This is a genomic window from Herbiconiux dendrobii (assembly GCF_052048175.1).
Lineage (GTDB): Bacteria > Actinomycetota > Actinomycetes > Actinomycetales > Microbacteriaceae > Herbiconiux.
The window spans coordinates 273,928-290,351 of the sequence record NZ_JBLZQV010000001.1; the positions used below are offsets into that span (position 1 = coordinate 273,928).

Consider the following 16,424-nt stretch of genomic DNA (forward strand, 5'->3'; position numbering starts at 1 on the left):
TCCCCATGGCCACCCTGCTCTACCGCATCGGCCGCTTCGCGTACCGCAAGGCCTGGTACGTCGTGCTGGCCTGGGTGCTCGCGCTCGGCGCTCTGCTCGGCGGAGGCCTCGCGCTCGGCGGGCAGTTCCAGGAGAGCTTCACCATCCCGGGAACCGAGTCGCAGCAGACCATCGACACGCTCGACAAGCTGTTCCCCTCGGCCGCCGGAGCCGCCGGCACCGTCGTGGTGGTCGCCCCCGAGGGCGCATCCGTCAACGACGACGACGTGAAGCAGGAGATCTCCGACGTCTCCGACGACCTCGGCGAGCTCGACCAGGTCGCCGCCGTCATCTCGCCGTACTCCGAGTACGCCACCAACGCGATCTCCGAAGACGGCACGACCGCGCTCATCAAGGTGCAGTTCGACGGGCCGGCGACGGATGTGACGGATGGGACCGTCGAGCAGGTGCAGACCGCCGGCGACTCGCTCACCTCCGACGGCATGCAGGTCTCCTACGGCGGCGAGGTGTTCACCAGCACCACGTTCGGGCTCACACCCACCGAGGGCATCGGCGTGCTGTTCGCCGGCGTGGTGCTCTTCATCACCTTCGGCTCGCTGCTCGCCGCCGGCCTGCCGCTGCTCACCGCGCTGCTCGGTGTGGGCATCTCCACCGGGGCCATCATGGCGGTCGCGAGCATCACCACGGTCTCCAGCACCGCGCCGATGCTGGCCGTGATGATCGGCCTCGCGGTCGGTATCGACTACGCGCTGTTCATCCTGTCGCGCCATCGAAGTCAGTTGGCGCAGGGGATGGATCCGGAGGAGTCGGCGGCGCAATCGGTCGCGACCGCCGGTGGCGCCGTGGTGTTCGCCGGCCTCACGGTCATCATCGCGCTGCTCGGACTGCTCGTGGTGGGCATCCCGTTCCTGTCGGTGATGGGTGTCGGCGCCGCGTTCGCGGTGTTCGCCGCCGTCTCGATCGCCATCACGCTGCTGCCCGCCATCCTGGGCCTGGCGAAGGGGCGGCTCATCCCCAAGCCGGGGTCGCGCGCGGCCCGGCGGGCGCTCGCCGCCGCCGAGCACGACGCGGAGGGCACGACGGATGCGACTGCCGCCGTGCACACGCCGGCTGGCGAGACCACCGCGGAGGCGGCATCCGCGAAGCCCGGCAAGCCCGCTAAGCCCCTCAAGCCGAGCCTCGGCGGCCGCTGGGTCGCGCTCGTGATGAAGGCGCCGATCGTGTTCATCGTCGCCGTGATCGGCCTGCTCGGCACGGTCGCGCTGCCGGCCTTCAGCCTCGACCTCAACCTGCCGACCGCGGCCAGCCAGCCCGAGGGCAGCTCGGCGCGCACGGCCTACGACACCGTCGCCGACAAGTTCGGTCCCGGCTACAACGGCACCATCGTGGTGGTGGCCGACATCACGCAGACGACGGCCATCCAAGACGACCTCGCGGGCATCCGGAGCGAGCTGGAGTCGGTGGAGGGCGTCGCCACGGTGGGCCCCGGCCTGCCCGACGAGACGCTCGACACCGCGATCTTCCAGGTGATCCCCACCACCGCGCCCGACGACCCCGCCACCAAGGCGCTGGTCGAGCGGTTGCGCGAGATGAAGGGCGAGATCGAGGCGGATTACGGCACCCCGTTCACGGTGAGCGGCCAGACCGCCGTCGCCATCGACGTGTCGAACCAGCTCACCGGCGCGCTGCTGCCGTTCGGTGTGCTCGTGATCGGGCTGTCGATCATCCTGCTCGCGATGGTGTTCCGCTCGATCGCGGTGCCCGTCAAGGCGGCGCTCGGCTTCGTGCTCACGGTCGGCGCCTCGTTCGGTGTGACGGTGGCCGTGTTCCAGGACGGCTGGTTCAACGACCTGCTGAACGTGCACGCCACCGGACCGATCATCAGCTTCCTGCCGATTCTGCTGATGGCCATCCTGTTCGGGCTGGCCATGGACTACGAGGTCTTCCTCGTGTCGGGCATGCGCGAGGAGTACGTGAAGACGCGGGACGCCAGACGGGCGGTGCGGATCGGCTTCCAGCACGGCGCCCGGGTGGTGACGGCCGCCGCGCTGATCATGTTCTTCGTGTTCTTCGCCTTCGTTCCCGAGGGCGACGGGCCGATCAAGGCGATCGCGCTGGCGCTGGCCGTGGGTGTGTTCGTCGACGCCTTCCTGGTGCGGATGACGCTGGTGCCCGCTGTGATGACCCTGCTCGGCGCCAAGGCCTGGTACCTGCCGCGCTGGCTCGATCGCATCCTGCCGAACGTCGACGTGGAGGGCGAGAGCCTGCGCGGCCACATCGGCGAGACGGAGTGGGCCGCGGCGCACACCGGCGACGCGGTGACGGCCGAAGACCTCGTGGTGCCGGGCGCCGGCGTGACGGCGAACTTCTCGCTGCCGCGCGGCTCGGTGGGCGTGCTGACCGGACCGACCGCCGCCCGCCGGCTCGTGGGGGCGGCCGTCGCCGGGCGGATCGCACCCGAGAGCGGGCACCTGCAGGTGCTCGGCGCCTCGCTGCCCTCGGAGTCCGGCTCGGTCGTGAAGCGGGTGACTCTGGTCGATCTCGACTCGCGCCGCCTCGACACCTCGACCGCCGTCGGCGACGCCCTCGGCGAGCGGCTGCGGCTGGCGAGGCCCTGGTTCCGTCGGGTTCCCCGCGGATCGGCCGAGCTGCTGGTCTCCCGCATCAACGCCTCGCTCGCCACGGTGGAGGGGGAGTCGCCGATCGACATCCACCGCACCCTCGGCGAGCTCTCACCGCTCGCGCTCTCGCTGCTGTTCGTGGCGCTCGGCGTGGCCGACGGGGCCGAGCTGCTGGTGGTGGATGCGGGCGACGGCGACTTCGCGCATCCGGCCAGCCCGGCCTTCGCCGGCGCGGTGGCGGGGATCGCCGATCCCGGCACCGCCGTGCTGATCGGCCTCGAGGAGGAACCCGCGCTGCACGCGGCCACCGTGGGCGACCGGCCGCTCGTGCGCATCGACCTGAGCGCACCGCCCACCACCTCCGATCTGTCGGACTCGAAAGGAATCGTGCGATGAGCACCCCGGAATCGACCGCACACGCCACCCCCACGCCCCGGATGCGCCGCCGCACCAAGCTGGTGCTCGCCGTGCTGGCGGCCCTCGCGGTGATCTTCACGCCGCTGGCCGTGAACGGGCTGTTCGCCGGCGCGCTCGCGAACGCCGACACGAACATCGACACGGTCCCGGCGGCCATCGTGAACGACGACGAGATGACCACCACCACGGCGGCCGACGGCACCCAGACCGTGAACTTCGCGGGCCGCGCCGTGGTGACCGAGCTCACCGGCACGTCCAGCGGCTTCGACTGGCAGCTCACCAACGCGGATGACGCGGCGGCGGGCCTGGCCGACGGCACCTACTACGCCGTGCTGACCATCCCGAAGGACTTCTCGGCGACCATCAACACGCTGGCGACCCCGACTCCCGAGCAGGGCTTGATCGACATCCGCACGGATGCGTCGCACGGCTACCTCTCCGGCGTCGTCGCCTCCACGGTCGCCTCGGCCGTGCAGGCCGGCTTCGGGCAGACCGTCACGGCGCAGGTCGTCAACGGCATCTACACGAGTTTCGGCACGGTGGGCACGAGCCTCACGGATGCCGCGAACGGTGCCACGCAGCTGGCGACCGGGGCCGACGGGCTGGCCTCCGGATCGGCGCAGCTGGCCGACGGCCTGAACCAGCTGGGCGCCGGAGCCACGACCGCCGCCTCCGGGGCCACGCAGCTCTCGGACGGCGTCGCTGCGTACACGGGCGGCGTGTCGAGCCTGTCGACGGGGCTGGACACGATCGCCTCGCAGACGAGCGGGCTCGGCGGACTCAACGACTTGTTCACGCAGTACTCGAGCAACGTCAGCGCCGCCAACACGAGTCTTCAGGCCGGTCTCCAGCAGCTTGCGACCGATCCGGCTGCGGCGCAGAAGTCACTGACCGACGCTGCAACGAGCCTCGGCACGGCGCAATACATCGCCGACACGTACCCGCTCGGCAGCAGCATCGGCGGACTCGGCGCCCTCTCCGACGGCATCGCCCAGGCGGCGGCCGGTGCCGATACTCTCGCGGCCAACGGCCCCGAGCTCGCCTCCGGGGCATCCGGTCTCGCCGACGGCGTGAGCCAGCTCGCCGCCGGGGTGCAGCAGACCGTGCCGGGAGCGCAGCAGCTGAGCAGCGGCGCCACCCAGCTCGGCGACGGCGCCCGCACCCTGGCCTCCGGCCTGCAGACCGGGGCCGACCAGCTCGGCGGCAGCACCTCGGGCGACACCCAGGCGGCGGCCGACGTGATCGCGCAGCCGGTGAAGGTCGACGTGAGCACCGCCAACCAGGTGACCGCCGTGGGTCAGATCGTGTCGACGATCCTGCTGCCGACCGCCCTCTGGATCGGCGCGCTCGCGCTGTTCCTGTGGCTGCGGCCGTTCTCCAAGGGGGTGCTGGCCAGCTCGGTGAGCACCGCGCGCCTGACCGTGCGCACCTTCGGCCGGGCGGCCGTGTTCGCGGCGGCGCAGGCGGCGTTGCTGGTGGCCTTCCTGCACCTGTTCCTCGGGGTGGCCTGGAGTTCGCTGCCGGCGACGCTCGGCTTCTCGCTGATCGTGGCGCTGGCGTTCACCGCGTTCCACCAGCTGCTCACGACGGCCTTCGGGCGGGTGGGGGCGATCGTCTCGCTCGTGCTGCTCGCCCTGCAGCTCGCGGCGACCGGCGGGCTGTACCCGGTGGAGCTGCTGTCGGGTCCGTTCCAGGCGATCAGTGCGATCAGTCCGCTCGCGTATGCCGTCTCGGGAATACAGACCATCCTGACCGGCGGTGACGTCGGAGTCGTGCTCACGGCGGCCCTCGTGATGGGCGCGATCCTGGTGGCGAGCATCCTGCTCTCGGGTGTGGCGCTGGCCCGCCGGCGCCGACCCGTCGAGCTCGGCTGGCTCGTGCCCCGGCGCACACCCCTGCCGGCCCCACCGCGTGCCCGGGCGCAGGCCGCGCTGCGGCCGGGTCCGGTTCCCGCACCCTCGCGCTGAGCTGCCGCCGCCGCGGTACCGACCGGACCGCCGCAGTGCGAACCCGACCGCCGCAGCCCTTGCCGAGCGACGTCCCGGATTCGCTAGGATGATCGCGGTCCGCACCGGAGGGGTCGTGCGGAAGTCTGGGGGAATCCGTGCTGCGCGCCGTCTCGAATCGTCCGATCCGGAGTGGTCTGAACAACCACGGCATGCCGGGCAGCCACGGGAGGGCCGGCCGCCTGGCCGCCGCGGTGGCCGCCGCCGTCGTACTGGGCGCTCTGGTGGCGGTGCCGGCCGCAGCGCACGCCGATCCCGCTCCCGCCGGCGGCTCCGTCGTCAGCTCCGACGGCGTGCTGGCCTCGGCGCTCGAGCGGCTCGCCGCATCCGGAACCTCACCGGGTTCGGCGGAGGGCGCGTTGGCCGCCGGGCTCCCGGCCGAGGGATCCGGCAGCCTCGTCGTCGACGACGCCGACCGCGTGGTGGTCGACATCCGCTTCACCGGTCGAGCCGAGCAGGAGGCCGCGGTCGACGCCGTCTCCGCACTCGCCGAGGTGCGCTCGGTCACCGAGAGTGCGCCGACCATCGTGGCGTACGCCACCCCCGAGAGCTTCGCGGCGCTCGCCGCCCTGCCCGGTGTCGCGGCCGTGAACCCGGCCCTCACCCCGGCCGTGACGGGCGCCGCCACGCTCACCACGCCCGACGACGTGACCGGGGCCGCCGAGGCGGGCGCCGCCGCCGGATCCACGGCCGGCCCCGCACCGGCCGCCGCGAGCTGCCGCAGCATCCCGGTCAACTCCGCCGCGCCGCTGAAGGCCGACCTCGCGCGCGCAGAATTCGGCGTCGACGGCACCGGCGTGCGCGTGGGCATCATCTCGAACTCCTTCGACCTCAGCGGCCCGTCCGAGCCCGACGTGCTGGTCGGCAGCCTCCCCGGGCCCGGCAACCCCTGCGGCTACACCACGCCCGTGACGGTGCTCGAGCAGGAGAACCCGAAGCTGCTGAAGGCCACCGACGAGGGCCGGGCGATGGCCCAGGTCGTGCACGGCATCGCCCCCGGCGCCACCCTGAGCTTCTCGACGATGGGGGTGACGGATGCGGAGTTCGCCGACAGCATCCTGAAGCTGCAGCGCGACGGCGCCGACGTGATCGTCGACGACGCGGTGCAGTACGACGAGCCCTGGTACCAGCAGGGCCTGATCGCCCAGACCATCCGGAAGGTCACCGAGCAGGGCGTGCTCTACATCGCCGCGGCGCAGAACGAGAACAGCATCGGCACGATCGGCACCGACCCGGCCTACCGGAGCGTCGGGTCGTGGGAGGCCGAGGCCTACCGGCCCACCGAGTGCATCCCGGCCGTGGCCGAGTACGCGAAGACGCACTTCGCGCACGACACCTTCGACTGCAACGACTTCGCCCCCGACGGTGCGAAGGCCGACCCGCTGCTGATCGCCCAGTTCGACGTGGGCGACCCGGTGAACCCCATCAACATCGTGGCGCAGTGGACCGAGCCGGTCGACGGGCTGCAGACCACCATCGTGCCGTTCGTCGTGTTCAAGGCGTCGGCGGATGCCGCGCCGGTGGTGCTGGGCACCTCGAGCACCCTCGGCGCCGATGTGCCCGCCAGCCTGGCCCAGGTGATCACTCCGCCCGGCTCGAACGGCACCTACGGCGTCGTGCTCGCCCGGGTGACCAACCACGGCACTCCGCAGCAGCCGGGAGTGAAGATGATCTTCGCGCTCGACGACGCCGGCGTGGCGAACATCGAGTACTCGGGCGAGTGGCCCGCCGGAGTGACCATCGGCCCCTCGGTGTTCGCGCATCCGGCCGACCCGAGCACCTTCACGATCGGTGCCGCACCGGCCTTCGTGCCGACCGAGATGGAGCCGTACTCGGGCACCGGACCGGCGCGGTACCTCTTCGGCCCCGTCGAGACGGAGCGGCACAAGGCGGCCGAGAGACTGGCCGAGCCGACGGTGCTGGTGAAGCCCGACGTCGTGGGCGTCGACCAGGTGCAGAACACGTTCTTCGGCACCTACGTGCCCTCGGGGCCTCTGGAGGGGTACTACTTCTCAGGCACGTCGGCGGCGGCGCCGAACATCGCCGGTGTGGCAGCCCTCGCTCTGCAGCACTCGCCCGAGGCGACCGTGGGCGAGCTGCGCGCGGCGTTCGAGTCGACCGCCGTGCCGCTTCCCGCCCAGCGCTGGAGCTACGGCGTGAGCGATGAGAACGTGTGGGGCAGCGGACTCGTGGATGCCGCCGCCGCGCTCGCCGCACTGCCGGCGGCGCCCGCACCGGTGCCGGCTGCGGTGCCGGACAGCCCGCGCCTGGCCGCCACGGGTGAGGCGTCCGAGCCGCTCGGAGCCGTCGCGCTCGCCGCCGTCGCGGCGCTCGCGGCCGGTGGCGCGTTGCTGCTCGTGCGCACCCGCGGCCGCACTCGCCTTCGCGGCGCCGGCCGACGCCCCGAGTGAGCGGCGGGGGATGACGGCGGTCCGGACTCGCAACGTGATCGAAACGACGACGTGACCTCGCTGTAACCGGAATATTAGATCCTAGATCTCAAATAGATCTAGGAGGCGCGGACGATGTCGACAGACGACGGGCCTGGCGGCCGCATGCTCCATCTGAACCTCTTCATGAGGCTGTACGGGCATCATCCGGCAGCCTGGCAGCGACCGGGGACGAGCGTCGAGAGCGCCTTCGATCCCGACACCTTCGCGTCGCTCGCGCAGACCTGCGAGCGCGGGCTCTTCGATGCCGTCTTCCTGGCCGACTCGCACCTGGCGTACTTCGGCGGCCTGCACAACAGCGCCGCGTCGATGTTCGAGCCGATCTCGCTGCTCTCCTACATCGCCGCCACGACCACGAACATCGGCCTGATCGGCACGATGTCCGCCTCGTTCCACGACCCGTACAACGCCGCGCGGTCGCTGGCCTCGCTCGACCTGCTGAGCGGGGGCCGGGCGGGCGTGAACCTGGTCACCTCGCAGAGCGACGCCGAGGCGCCGCTGCACGGGATGGCGGCGCTGCTGCCGCCCGCCGAGCGGTACGCCCGGGCGCAGGAGTTCGCCGAGGTGCTGCTCGCCCTCTGGCAGAGCTACCCGCGCGACGCCGTGCGGATGGACAAAGTCGGCGGCGACTTCCTCACCCCCTCCGCCTTCCGCCCGATCTCCCACCACGGCGCCGCGTTCGAGCTGGAGGGCCCGCTCAACATCCCGATGAGCGACCAGGGCCGCCCGGTGATGGTGCAGGCCGGTGCCTCGCCGCAGGGCCGGGACCTCGCCGCGCGCTACGCCGAGGGCATCTACGGCATCGGCTCCACGATCGAAGACGCCCGCGACTACTACGAGGACATCAAGCGCCGCACCCGCGAGCACGGCCGCGACGAGCACGACATCGTGGTGCTGCCGGGGGTCGTCACCGTCATCGGCGACACCCAGGCCGAGGCCGTCGACAAGAAGCGGTTCCTCGACTCGCTCAAGTCGCTCGACCGCCAGCTCGCCGTGCTCGGCGGCTACATCGGCATGGACTGCTCGCGGCTCGATCCGAACGAGCGGATGCCGGAGCTGCCACCGCTCGACGACTTCCCGGGCCCGAAAGGACGCTACGTGATGATGCAGACGCTCTCGGTCGACGACGACGGGCAGAAGGTGACCGTGGGCACCATGCTCGAACGGATCTCCGCCGGCGGCGGCCACTTCACCTGCGTGGGGACGGCGTCCTCGATCGCCGACGAGCTGGTGCGCTGGTTCGACGGGCGCGCCGCCGACGGCTTCAACGTGAACGCGTCGACCCTGCCGGAGGGCATCGAGGAGTTCGTCGACCGGGTGGTGCCCGAACTGCAGCAGCGCGGGGTGTTCCGCACCGAGTACAGCGGATCGACGCTGCGCGGCCACTTCGGCGAGCGTCTGCGGGTGCCGGCATGAACGCCCCTGCTTCGAGCGCTCCCGCCACGGCCGCGCCGGCTCCCGCCACGACCGCGCCGGCTCCCGCCACGGCCGCGCCGGCTCCCGCCACAGCCGCGCCGGCTCCCGCCACGGCCGCGCCGGCTCCCGCCACAGCCGCGCCGGCTCCCGCCACGGCCGCGCCGGCTCCCGCCACAGCCGCGCCGGCTCCCGCCACGGCCGCGCCGGCTCCCGCCACCACGGCCGAGCTCCGCGACTCGGTCGGCGGCCTCTGGAACGCGCTGATCGAGCATCCGTTCCCCGCGGGACTCGCCGACGCGAGCCTGCCCCTGGAGCGGTTCCGCTTCTACGTCACCCAGAACCTGCTCTACCTGCCCGACTACGCGCGCATGCTCGCGGTGGGCGCCTCGCGCTCGCCCGACGGCGTCGTGCTGGCCGAATACACCGAGGCGCTCGTCAACATCGTGCAGGTCGAGATTCCGCAGAACGAGCGGATGCTCGCCGCCGTGATCGACCTGGCCGGCGCCGGCCCCGCCCGCGAGGGCATCCGCGCTCCCGCCACGGTCGCCTACACCTCGTGGTTGCTGTCGGTCGCGGCGAACGGCGACGCGAACGACATCGCGGCGGCGCTGCTGCCCTGTGCGTGGAGCTACGGCGAGATCGCGCGCGGTCTCGCCGCGGGGGCCGTCGAGCATCCGGTCTACAGCGGCTGGATCGCGTTCTTCTCCAGCGACGCCTACGACGCGGTGGTCACCACTCTGCGCGACTCGTTCGACCGCGAGCTCGCGGCCATGCCCGAACCCGCCCGCCGGCGCGCCGCCGACATCTTCGTCACGGGGTGCCGCCTCGAGCGCCAGTTCTGGGATCAGGGCTTCACCGGGAGCACCTGGCCCGACCTCACGGACTGACCGAACCGCACCGAACCGCCCCACCCCGGAACGCACCGAGCAAGAGAGCACCGCCATGACCCTGCAGATCGACGCCCACACCCACATCCTCTCGATGGGCACGGATGCCGCCTTCACCAAGCGCTACGGCCGGGAGGGCTCGCTCACCATCTACCGTGCCGAGGGCAAGCTGCCGAGCCATCGCTGCCCGGTCGACCACGAGTGGGAGGAGATCGAGGCCGCGGAGGGCAAGGACGGGTTCGGGGTCGTCGGTCCGCACGAGACGGTCGCGGCGCATCCGGGATTCGACAAGATCGTGGCCCTCGCCGTCAGCCCGCAGTACCTCGAGGGGCGCCTGATGGGCACGGTCGACGTGCTCGGCCAGACCGACGTGACGGGCGAGCAGCATCCGGAGCGCTGCAACGAGTACATCGCGGGATGCGTGCGCGCCGAGCCCGACAAGATCATCGGCTTCGCCTCGGTGAACCCGGCCTATCGCGGTGTGAAGGCCGCCGTCGACGAGCTGGCTCGGGCCGTGCAGGAGGACGGGCTCAAGGGCGTGAAGCTCTACCCGATGTATCAGCACTGGTCGCCGGTCGACCGCGACCTCGCCTTCCCGGTGCTGGAGGCGGCGCGCGACCTGGGCATCCCGGTGATGATCCACCAGGCGGGGTCCACCCGCATCGACGCGAAGATGGAGTACGGCCGGCCGGCGCTGCTGGACGACATCGGCCGCAACTTTCGCGACCTGAAGGTGATCATCGCGCACTGCGGCATCCCGTGGATCGAGGAGGCGATGTTCATGCTCACCAAGCATCCGAACTTCTACACCGAGATCAGCTATCACATCGCCACGATCACCCGCCGCGACCTCTTCCTCTACCTGCACCGTGCCGAGCCGTTCTTCGTGCCGCTGGAGAAGATCATGTTCGGCACCGACTTCCCGGGCTTCCTGTACGACCCGGTGGGCCTGCGGGCCAAGCTGCTGACCGTGAACGAGGAGGCCGCCGCGCTCGGGCTCGACCCGATTCCGCAGCACAAGCTCGACGGGGTGATGGGCGGCAACTTCGCCGTCCTCCTCGGGCTGGAGCAGCCCGAGGCGACGGATGCGGGGGTGACCGCATGAAGATCGTCATCGCCGGCGGCGGCAACGGCGGCATCCTGGCCGCGCACCGGCTCGCCGACCTCGCCGAGGTCACCCTGATCGAAGCCGGCGTCGACCCGGGCGACCCGGTACCGCGCCGGTTCCTGCACGAGCACGCGTTCCCGGATGCCGACTGGGACTACACCGACCTCGACTCGGGCCGTCACCTGGTGCGCGGCAAGGTGCTCGGCGGCGGCTCGAGCGTGAACGCGGCAGCCGGATCGCGCGGCCAGCCGAGCGGCTTCGAGGCCTGGGGCGAGGGCTGGCAGTGGAACGACCTGCTGCCGGGACTGCGGGCGATCGAGACCGACGAGCAGTTCGGCGAGCAGCCCTACCACGGTGACGCGGGCCCTATCCGTGTCACCCGCCTCTCCCAGAGTCCGCTCGACGACGCGTTCGCCGCCGCCTCACAGCGGAACGGGCATCCGGATTGCGCCGACCACAACGCCCCCGGCACGCAGGGGGTGGGACCCTGGCCCACCAACCGCGTCGACGAGGGGCGCTGGGGCGCGCTCGCCGCCGTGATGCCCCTCGTGCGCTCGCGGGTCACGCTCCGGGACCGCACCTTCGTGCGTCGGGTGCTGATGGAGGGGACCACCGGCGGTACGCGGCGCGCGGTGGGCGTGGAGGTCGAAGGCCCCGACGGGGTCGAGACGATCAAGGCCGATCTCGTCATCATCGCCGGGGGCGCCTACGGCACCCCGGAGCTGCTCTGGCGTTCGGGCTTCGACCTGCCCGGCATCGGCCAGGGCCTGCAAGACCATCCCTGGCTGATGATGGACGTGCTGGCGCGCGACGAGGCCGACGTCTTCGCGCGCCCGGTGAGCGGTTCGCTGTTGCGGGCCGGTGTGGCCGACGATCCCGCCGACGAGTTCCAGGTCTTCCCCTTCTCGACCTGGCTCTACGACCGCTCGGCGCCCCGCGCCTCCTACAGCGTCTCGGTCGCGCTCATGCAGCCGGATGCGCGAGGGAGCATCACCCGCATCGCGGATGGCCGCGACGCCGACCGCGGGCGCATCCGCCTCGGCCACCTCGCCACCGACAGCGATGCGGAGCGGATGGCGCTCGCCGTGCGGAAGACGGCCGACGTGATCGACGCGATGGCCGACGAGGGCATCGTGACCGTGCCGGCGGACGCCTGGTGGAAGACCGCCGATCTGATTCCGCGCCTGCGCGAGAAGGTCGAGACCTACAACCACCCGGTCGGCTCGTGCGGAATCGACCGCGTGGTCGACCGCCGCCTGAACGTGTTCGGCACCGAGGGCCTCAAGATCATCGACGCCTCGGTCTACCCGCGCATCCACGACGCCGGCCCCAACCTGGTCACGATGGCCGTCGGCTGGCTCGGTGCCGGCCTCGTGATCGACGACGAGCGCCTCTGACCGTCAGTGCGGGTGGCCGTGGCTCGCGGCGATGGCCGGCAGGGAGCGGTGGACGTGCGCCGAGGCCTCGGCGGCCAGCGGATTGGCCGAGACGCCGTCCTCGGAGACGAGGACGCCGCCGACGTACACCTTCTTGAGGTTGCGCAGGCTGCTGGAGAGCACGTAGTTGCGCACCGGATGCCACAGCGGTCCCATGTCGGGCCGGCGCGGATCGACCACCACGAAGTCGGCGAACTTGCCCACCTCGAGACTGCCCACCCGGTCGTCCACGCCCATGATCTCGGCGCCCCCGAGGGTGTGCAGTCGCAGCACCTGCTCGGGCATCATCGACAGCGGGTCCTTGGTGCGGGCGCGCTGCATCGCGATGCCCATCCGCATGTTCTGCCACGGGTCGGAGACGTCGGTGCAGGCCTGGTCGTCGAGCCCCATCCCCACCTTCATCCCCATCGCGATCATCTCGGGCACGAGCGCGACCCCGGAAGCGAGGCGGCCGTTCGAGGCGGGCTGCCACGACATAGCGGCACCCCCGGCGGCGGCCTGCTCGATGATCTCGGGCGTGGTCTGGATGAAGTGACCGAACATCATCCCGGGGCCCAGCGCGCCGGCATCCCGGTACTGCGCGAACTTCGCCTGCTGAAGCTCGATCGCCTCGGGCGACTCGAGGAAGTGCGCCTGGTTCGTCACGCCGAAGCGCTTCATCGCCTCGACCTCGATCCACGCGGCGTCCTCCCGCGGCGACCACTGCACCTGGCCCATGATCGAGGCGCCCAGCGCGAGCTCGGGCGAGAGCGCCCGGGTGTGCGCCACCTGCGCGGCGAAACGGTCGTAGATCTCCTCGTCGCTGCCGACGGTCGCATCCATCCCGATGGAGTCGACGAAGCGGATGCCGGCATCGTGGCATCCGTCGGCCTGGCGCGTGTGGTACTCGAGATCGCGCATGCCCGCGGTGCCGGTGCGCTTGCCCTCCACCATCCGCTCCCAGGCCTGCAGCGGATCGGTGAAGTTGTACGCCGTCGTGACCCCGTTGCCGAGGAAGTCGATCGCCCCGTGCAGCGTCGACCAGTAGATGTCGTCGGGGGAGGCGTGCGCGGTGGTGCCGAGCATCGCGTCGCACCAGCCGTAGAGAGTCTCGGCCACGCCGAGGCCACGCAGCCCGCTCGTGAACAGGTGCGAGTGCGACGACACGAAGCCGGGCGCCACGAAGGCGCCGGCCGCGTCGAGCGTCTCATCCGCCGTGGTTGCCGAGGCCGGCGCGTCGCCCGCCCCGATGGCGGCGATCCGCCCGTCCTCGACGAGCATCCAGCCGCGCTCGATGTACCCGGCGTCGTCGCTGCCGGCCGGAACGGTGATGAGTCGGGCGTTGGTCACCAGCAGGGACATGGTGCTCCTATCGGGTCGGATCGGGCGTGCGCCTCACACCCTAGCCAGCCCATGTTTCGTGCCTGTTCCAGGCCGGGTCACCCCTGGCCGCGGGATCACCGGCCTCGTGTTTCGGGCGTGTTACCGCGTGTGAACAGTGATCGAATCGGCTTGAAAGGGCCCCTCGGTGACCGTAGCCTCTAAATAAGATCTTAGATCTGAAAGACGCTCACGACCGATCCGGAGGACCACCCGATGCCCCGCACCATCATCCGAAACGGCATGATCCTCACGCTGGATGACGCGGGAACGTACCTCGAGAACGGCGCCGTGGTGATCGACGGCGACCGCATCGCGTGGATCGGACAGGACGCCGACGCCCCCGCCGCGATCGGCGAGGAACGAGACGGCGACACCGTCATCGACGCCACCGACAAGATCGTCATGCCGGGTCTGGTCGACCTGCACTTCCACACCGCGCTCGGCAAGGGCTACAACGATCACCTGCCGCTCTGGGAGTACCTCGACGAGTGCTGGTACCCCCTCATCCGCGCCCTCGACTACGACGCGGCCTACTGGGCGGCGATGGCCAGCTACACCGAGTCGATCAAGGCCGGCGTCACCACCGTCAACGACATGTACCGCAAGCTCGACGCGCTGGCCGATGCGGCCGAGGTGGTGGGCATCCGTGCCGTGCTGAGCAACGACATCGCGCTGGACGAGTTCCGCCTCGACACCCTGCAGGACAACGTCGACGCCTTCCACCGCAGCCACGGGGCGAACAACGGCCTGATCCAGGTGCGCTTCGGCATCGAGTGGCTGCCGCTGGCCTCGCCCGAGCTGCTGCGCGACACCCGGGCGCTCGCCGACGAGCTCGGCATCGGCATCCACATCCACCTGAACGAGTCGATGTCGGAGGTCGAGAACAGCCTCGAGCGTTTCGGCAAGCGGCCCACCGAGCTCGCCTACGAGCTGGGGCTGCTGGGTCCGGATGTCGTGGCCGCGCACTGCGTGCACCTGAACGACGACGAGATCCGGATGATGGCCGAGACCGGCACCCACATCTCGCACAACCCCTCCTCGAACGCCAAGCTCGGCAACGGCATCGCCCGGGTGCCGGAGATGCTGGCCGCCGGCATCAACGTGGGGCTCGGTCATGACGCCGTGGAGTGCAACAACTCGGCCGACATGTTCGAGGTGATGAAGTACTCCTCGCTGGTGCACCGCGCCCAGCGGCAGGACGCCTCGCTGATGCCCGCCGCCGACGTGCTGCGGATGGCCACGAACAACGGATCCCGCGCCCTCGGCCACGACACCGGCCGGCTGGCCGTCGGGGCCAAGGCCGACGTCATCCTGGTGGAGACGAACTCGGTGGAGTTCACCCCGATGCTGCGCGAGACCCCTGTGCACATGACCAGCCACCTCGTGTTCGCCGCGAACGGCGGGATGGTCGACACCACCATCGTCGACGGAAAGATCCTGATGCGTGGCCGCGAGCTCACCACCGTCGACGAGTCCGAGATCGTGCGGAAGGCGAACGAGGCCTTCCGGCGCACGGTGTCCCGGATGGAAGTCGTCACCCGGTCTGCCTGACCCGATCCGCCCGACGGCCGACCCGCCCGACCATCCCCGCCCGCCGTCCGGCCCCGACCCAGTCCCACCCTTCCCACCGCACGGCCCCCTGCACCGCCCGACACGAAAGAGGACCCAGCAATGATGAAGAAGCGACACCTCGCGACCGGAGTGGCGCTGGCCGCCACCGCCGGCCTGCTCGCCGCCTGCTCCAGCGGCGCCTCCAGCACAGAATCCACCGACGGCGCCGGCGACGGCGGACTCACCCACGTGACCTTCGCGCTGGACTGGACACCGAACACCAACCACACCGGTCTGTACACCGCGATCGAGAAGGGCTACTTCGAAGAGGCCGGCCTCGACGTGGAGATCCTCCCCTACAACGGTTCGTACCCCGAGACCCTGATCGACGCGGGGGCCGCCGACTTCGGCATCGGCTTCCAAGACGTGAGCACCTTCTCGATGGCGGCCGGCGCCGACGTGCAGGCCATCATGGCGCCCCTGCAGCACTGGGCCACCGCGATCGGAGTGCGGGCGGACGCCGACGAGATCAAGAGCCCCAAAGACCTCGACGGTCTCACCTACGCCGGCTTCGGAAGCGTCGCCGAGGTGCCCACGCTCTCGACGGTGATCAAGGACGACGGCGGAACCGGTGAGTTCGAGAACGTCACCCTCGGCACCAGCGCCTACGAGGCCCTGTACTCCGGAGATGTCGACTTCGTCATCCCGTTCGTGACCTGGGAGGGCATCGAAGCCGAACTGCAGGGCACGCCCATGAAGTACTTCAAGTACACCGACTACGGATTCCCGGACGACTATGCGCTGCTGGTGCTCGGCAACAAGACCTGGATGGGCGAGAACCCCGAGGTCACGAAGGCTTTCACCCAGGCGCTCGCCAAAGGCTACGAAGACGCCATCGCCGACCCCGACGGAACCGCGCAGATCCTGATCGACGCCAACCCGGACGTGCTGACCGAGCCGAAATTGGTGACCAAGAGCCAGGAGATGCTCTCCTCGGACTACATGCTCGATGAGAACGGCGACTTCGGCCTGATGACCGAGGAGCGCTGGGCCGCTCTGGGTGAGTTCTATCTCGATGCCGGCATCCTGGCCGACGAGAACGGCACCACGCTCACCGAGGCGCCCGACTGGTCGACGTTCTTCACCAACGAGTACCTGAGCGACTGATCC

Annotated in this window: 10 protein-coding genes; 9 read left to right on the plus strand and 1 reads right to left on the minus strand. The window is 70.8% G+C overall.

The features are described from left to right. The first annotated feature begins 5 nt into the window (after window positions 1-5). The 7 genes from ACN4JJ_RS01285 (at window position 6) to ACN4JJ_RS01315 (ending at window position 12,302) form a co-directional block, all read left to right on the plus strand. Window positions 6-3,017, plus strand: a complete 3,012-nt coding sequence (locus ACN4JJ_RS01285) for an MMPL family transporter (RefSeq protein WP_440708095.1) — start codon at window positions 6-8, stop codon at window positions 3,015-3,017. Continuing rightward, window positions 3,014-5,005 (plus strand): YhgE/Pip family protein, encoded by a 1,992-nt coding sequence (locus ACN4JJ_RS01290; RefSeq protein ID WP_440708096.1) that lies wholly within the window; start codon window positions 3,014-3,016, stop codon window positions 5,003-5,005. The genes ACN4JJ_RS01285 and ACN4JJ_RS01290 overlap by 4 nt, the downstream gene beginning before the upstream one ends. Window positions 5,006-5,196: 191 nt before the next feature. Continuing rightward, the gene (locus tag ACN4JJ_RS01295; RefSeq protein ID WP_440708097.1) at window positions 5,197-7,455 is read left to right on the plus strand and encodes a S8 family serine peptidase; all 2,259 of its coding nucleotides are present in this window, start codon (window positions 5,197-5,199) and stop codon (window positions 7,453-7,455) included. Between the two features lie 114 nt (window positions 7,456-7,569). Continuing rightward, window positions 7,570-8,910 carry an NtaA/DmoA family FMN-dependent monooxygenase gene (locus ACN4JJ_RS01300; RefSeq protein WP_440708098.1) on the plus strand — a complete coding sequence of 447 codons (1,341 nt, stop codon included), beginning with the start codon at window positions 7,570-7,572 and terminating at the stop codon, window positions 8,908-8,910. Continuing rightward, the gene (gene tenA / locus ACN4JJ_RS01305; RefSeq protein ID WP_440708099.1) at window positions 8,907-9,797 is read left to right on the plus strand and encodes a thiaminase II; all 891 of its coding nucleotides are present in this window, start codon (window positions 8,907-8,909) and stop codon (window positions 9,795-9,797) included. The genes ACN4JJ_RS01300 and tenA overlap by 4 nt, the downstream gene beginning before the upstream one ends. Window positions 9,798-9,852: 55 nt before the next feature. Continuing rightward, complete coding sequence (locus ACN4JJ_RS01310) at window positions 9,853-10,902, plus strand: amidohydrolase family protein (RefSeq protein WP_440708100.1); 1,050 nt, start codon at window positions 9,853-9,855, stop codon at window positions 10,900-10,902. After that, a complete protein-coding gene (locus tag ACN4JJ_RS01315) occupies window positions 10,899-12,302 on the plus strand; it encodes a GMC family oxidoreductase (protein WP_440708101.1) in 1,404 nt (467 codons plus the stop codon). Before ACN4JJ_RS01310 ends, ACN4JJ_RS01315 begins: the two co-directional genes overlap by 4 nt. Before the next feature lie 3 nt (window positions 12,303-12,305). On the opposite strand, the gene ACN4JJ_RS01320 is transcribed toward ACN4JJ_RS01315, so the two are convergent. Continuing rightward, window positions 12,306-13,682 carry an amidohydrolase family protein gene (locus ACN4JJ_RS01320; protein ID WP_440708102.1) on the minus strand — a complete coding sequence of 459 codons (1,377 nt, stop codon included), beginning with the start codon at window positions 13,680-13,682 and terminating at the stop codon, window positions 12,306-12,308. A gap of 234 nt (window positions 13,683-13,916) precedes the next feature. On the opposite strand from ACN4JJ_RS01320, the gene ACN4JJ_RS01325 reads away from it, so the two are divergent. Both ACN4JJ_RS01325 and ACN4JJ_RS01330 read left to right on the plus strand, forming a co-directional pair. Then, window positions 13,917-15,254, plus strand: a complete 1,338-nt coding sequence (locus ACN4JJ_RS01325; RefSeq protein WP_440708103.1) for an amidohydrolase family protein — start codon at window positions 13,917-13,919, stop codon at window positions 15,252-15,254. 120 nt (window positions 15,255-15,374) lie between these two features. After that, on the plus strand, window positions 15,375-16,421 hold the full coding sequence (locus ACN4JJ_RS01330; protein WP_440708104.1) for an ABC transporter substrate-binding protein: 1,047 nt from the start codon (window positions 15,375-15,377) through the stop codon (window positions 16,419-16,421). Window positions 16,422-16,424 lie beyond the last annotated feature (3 nt).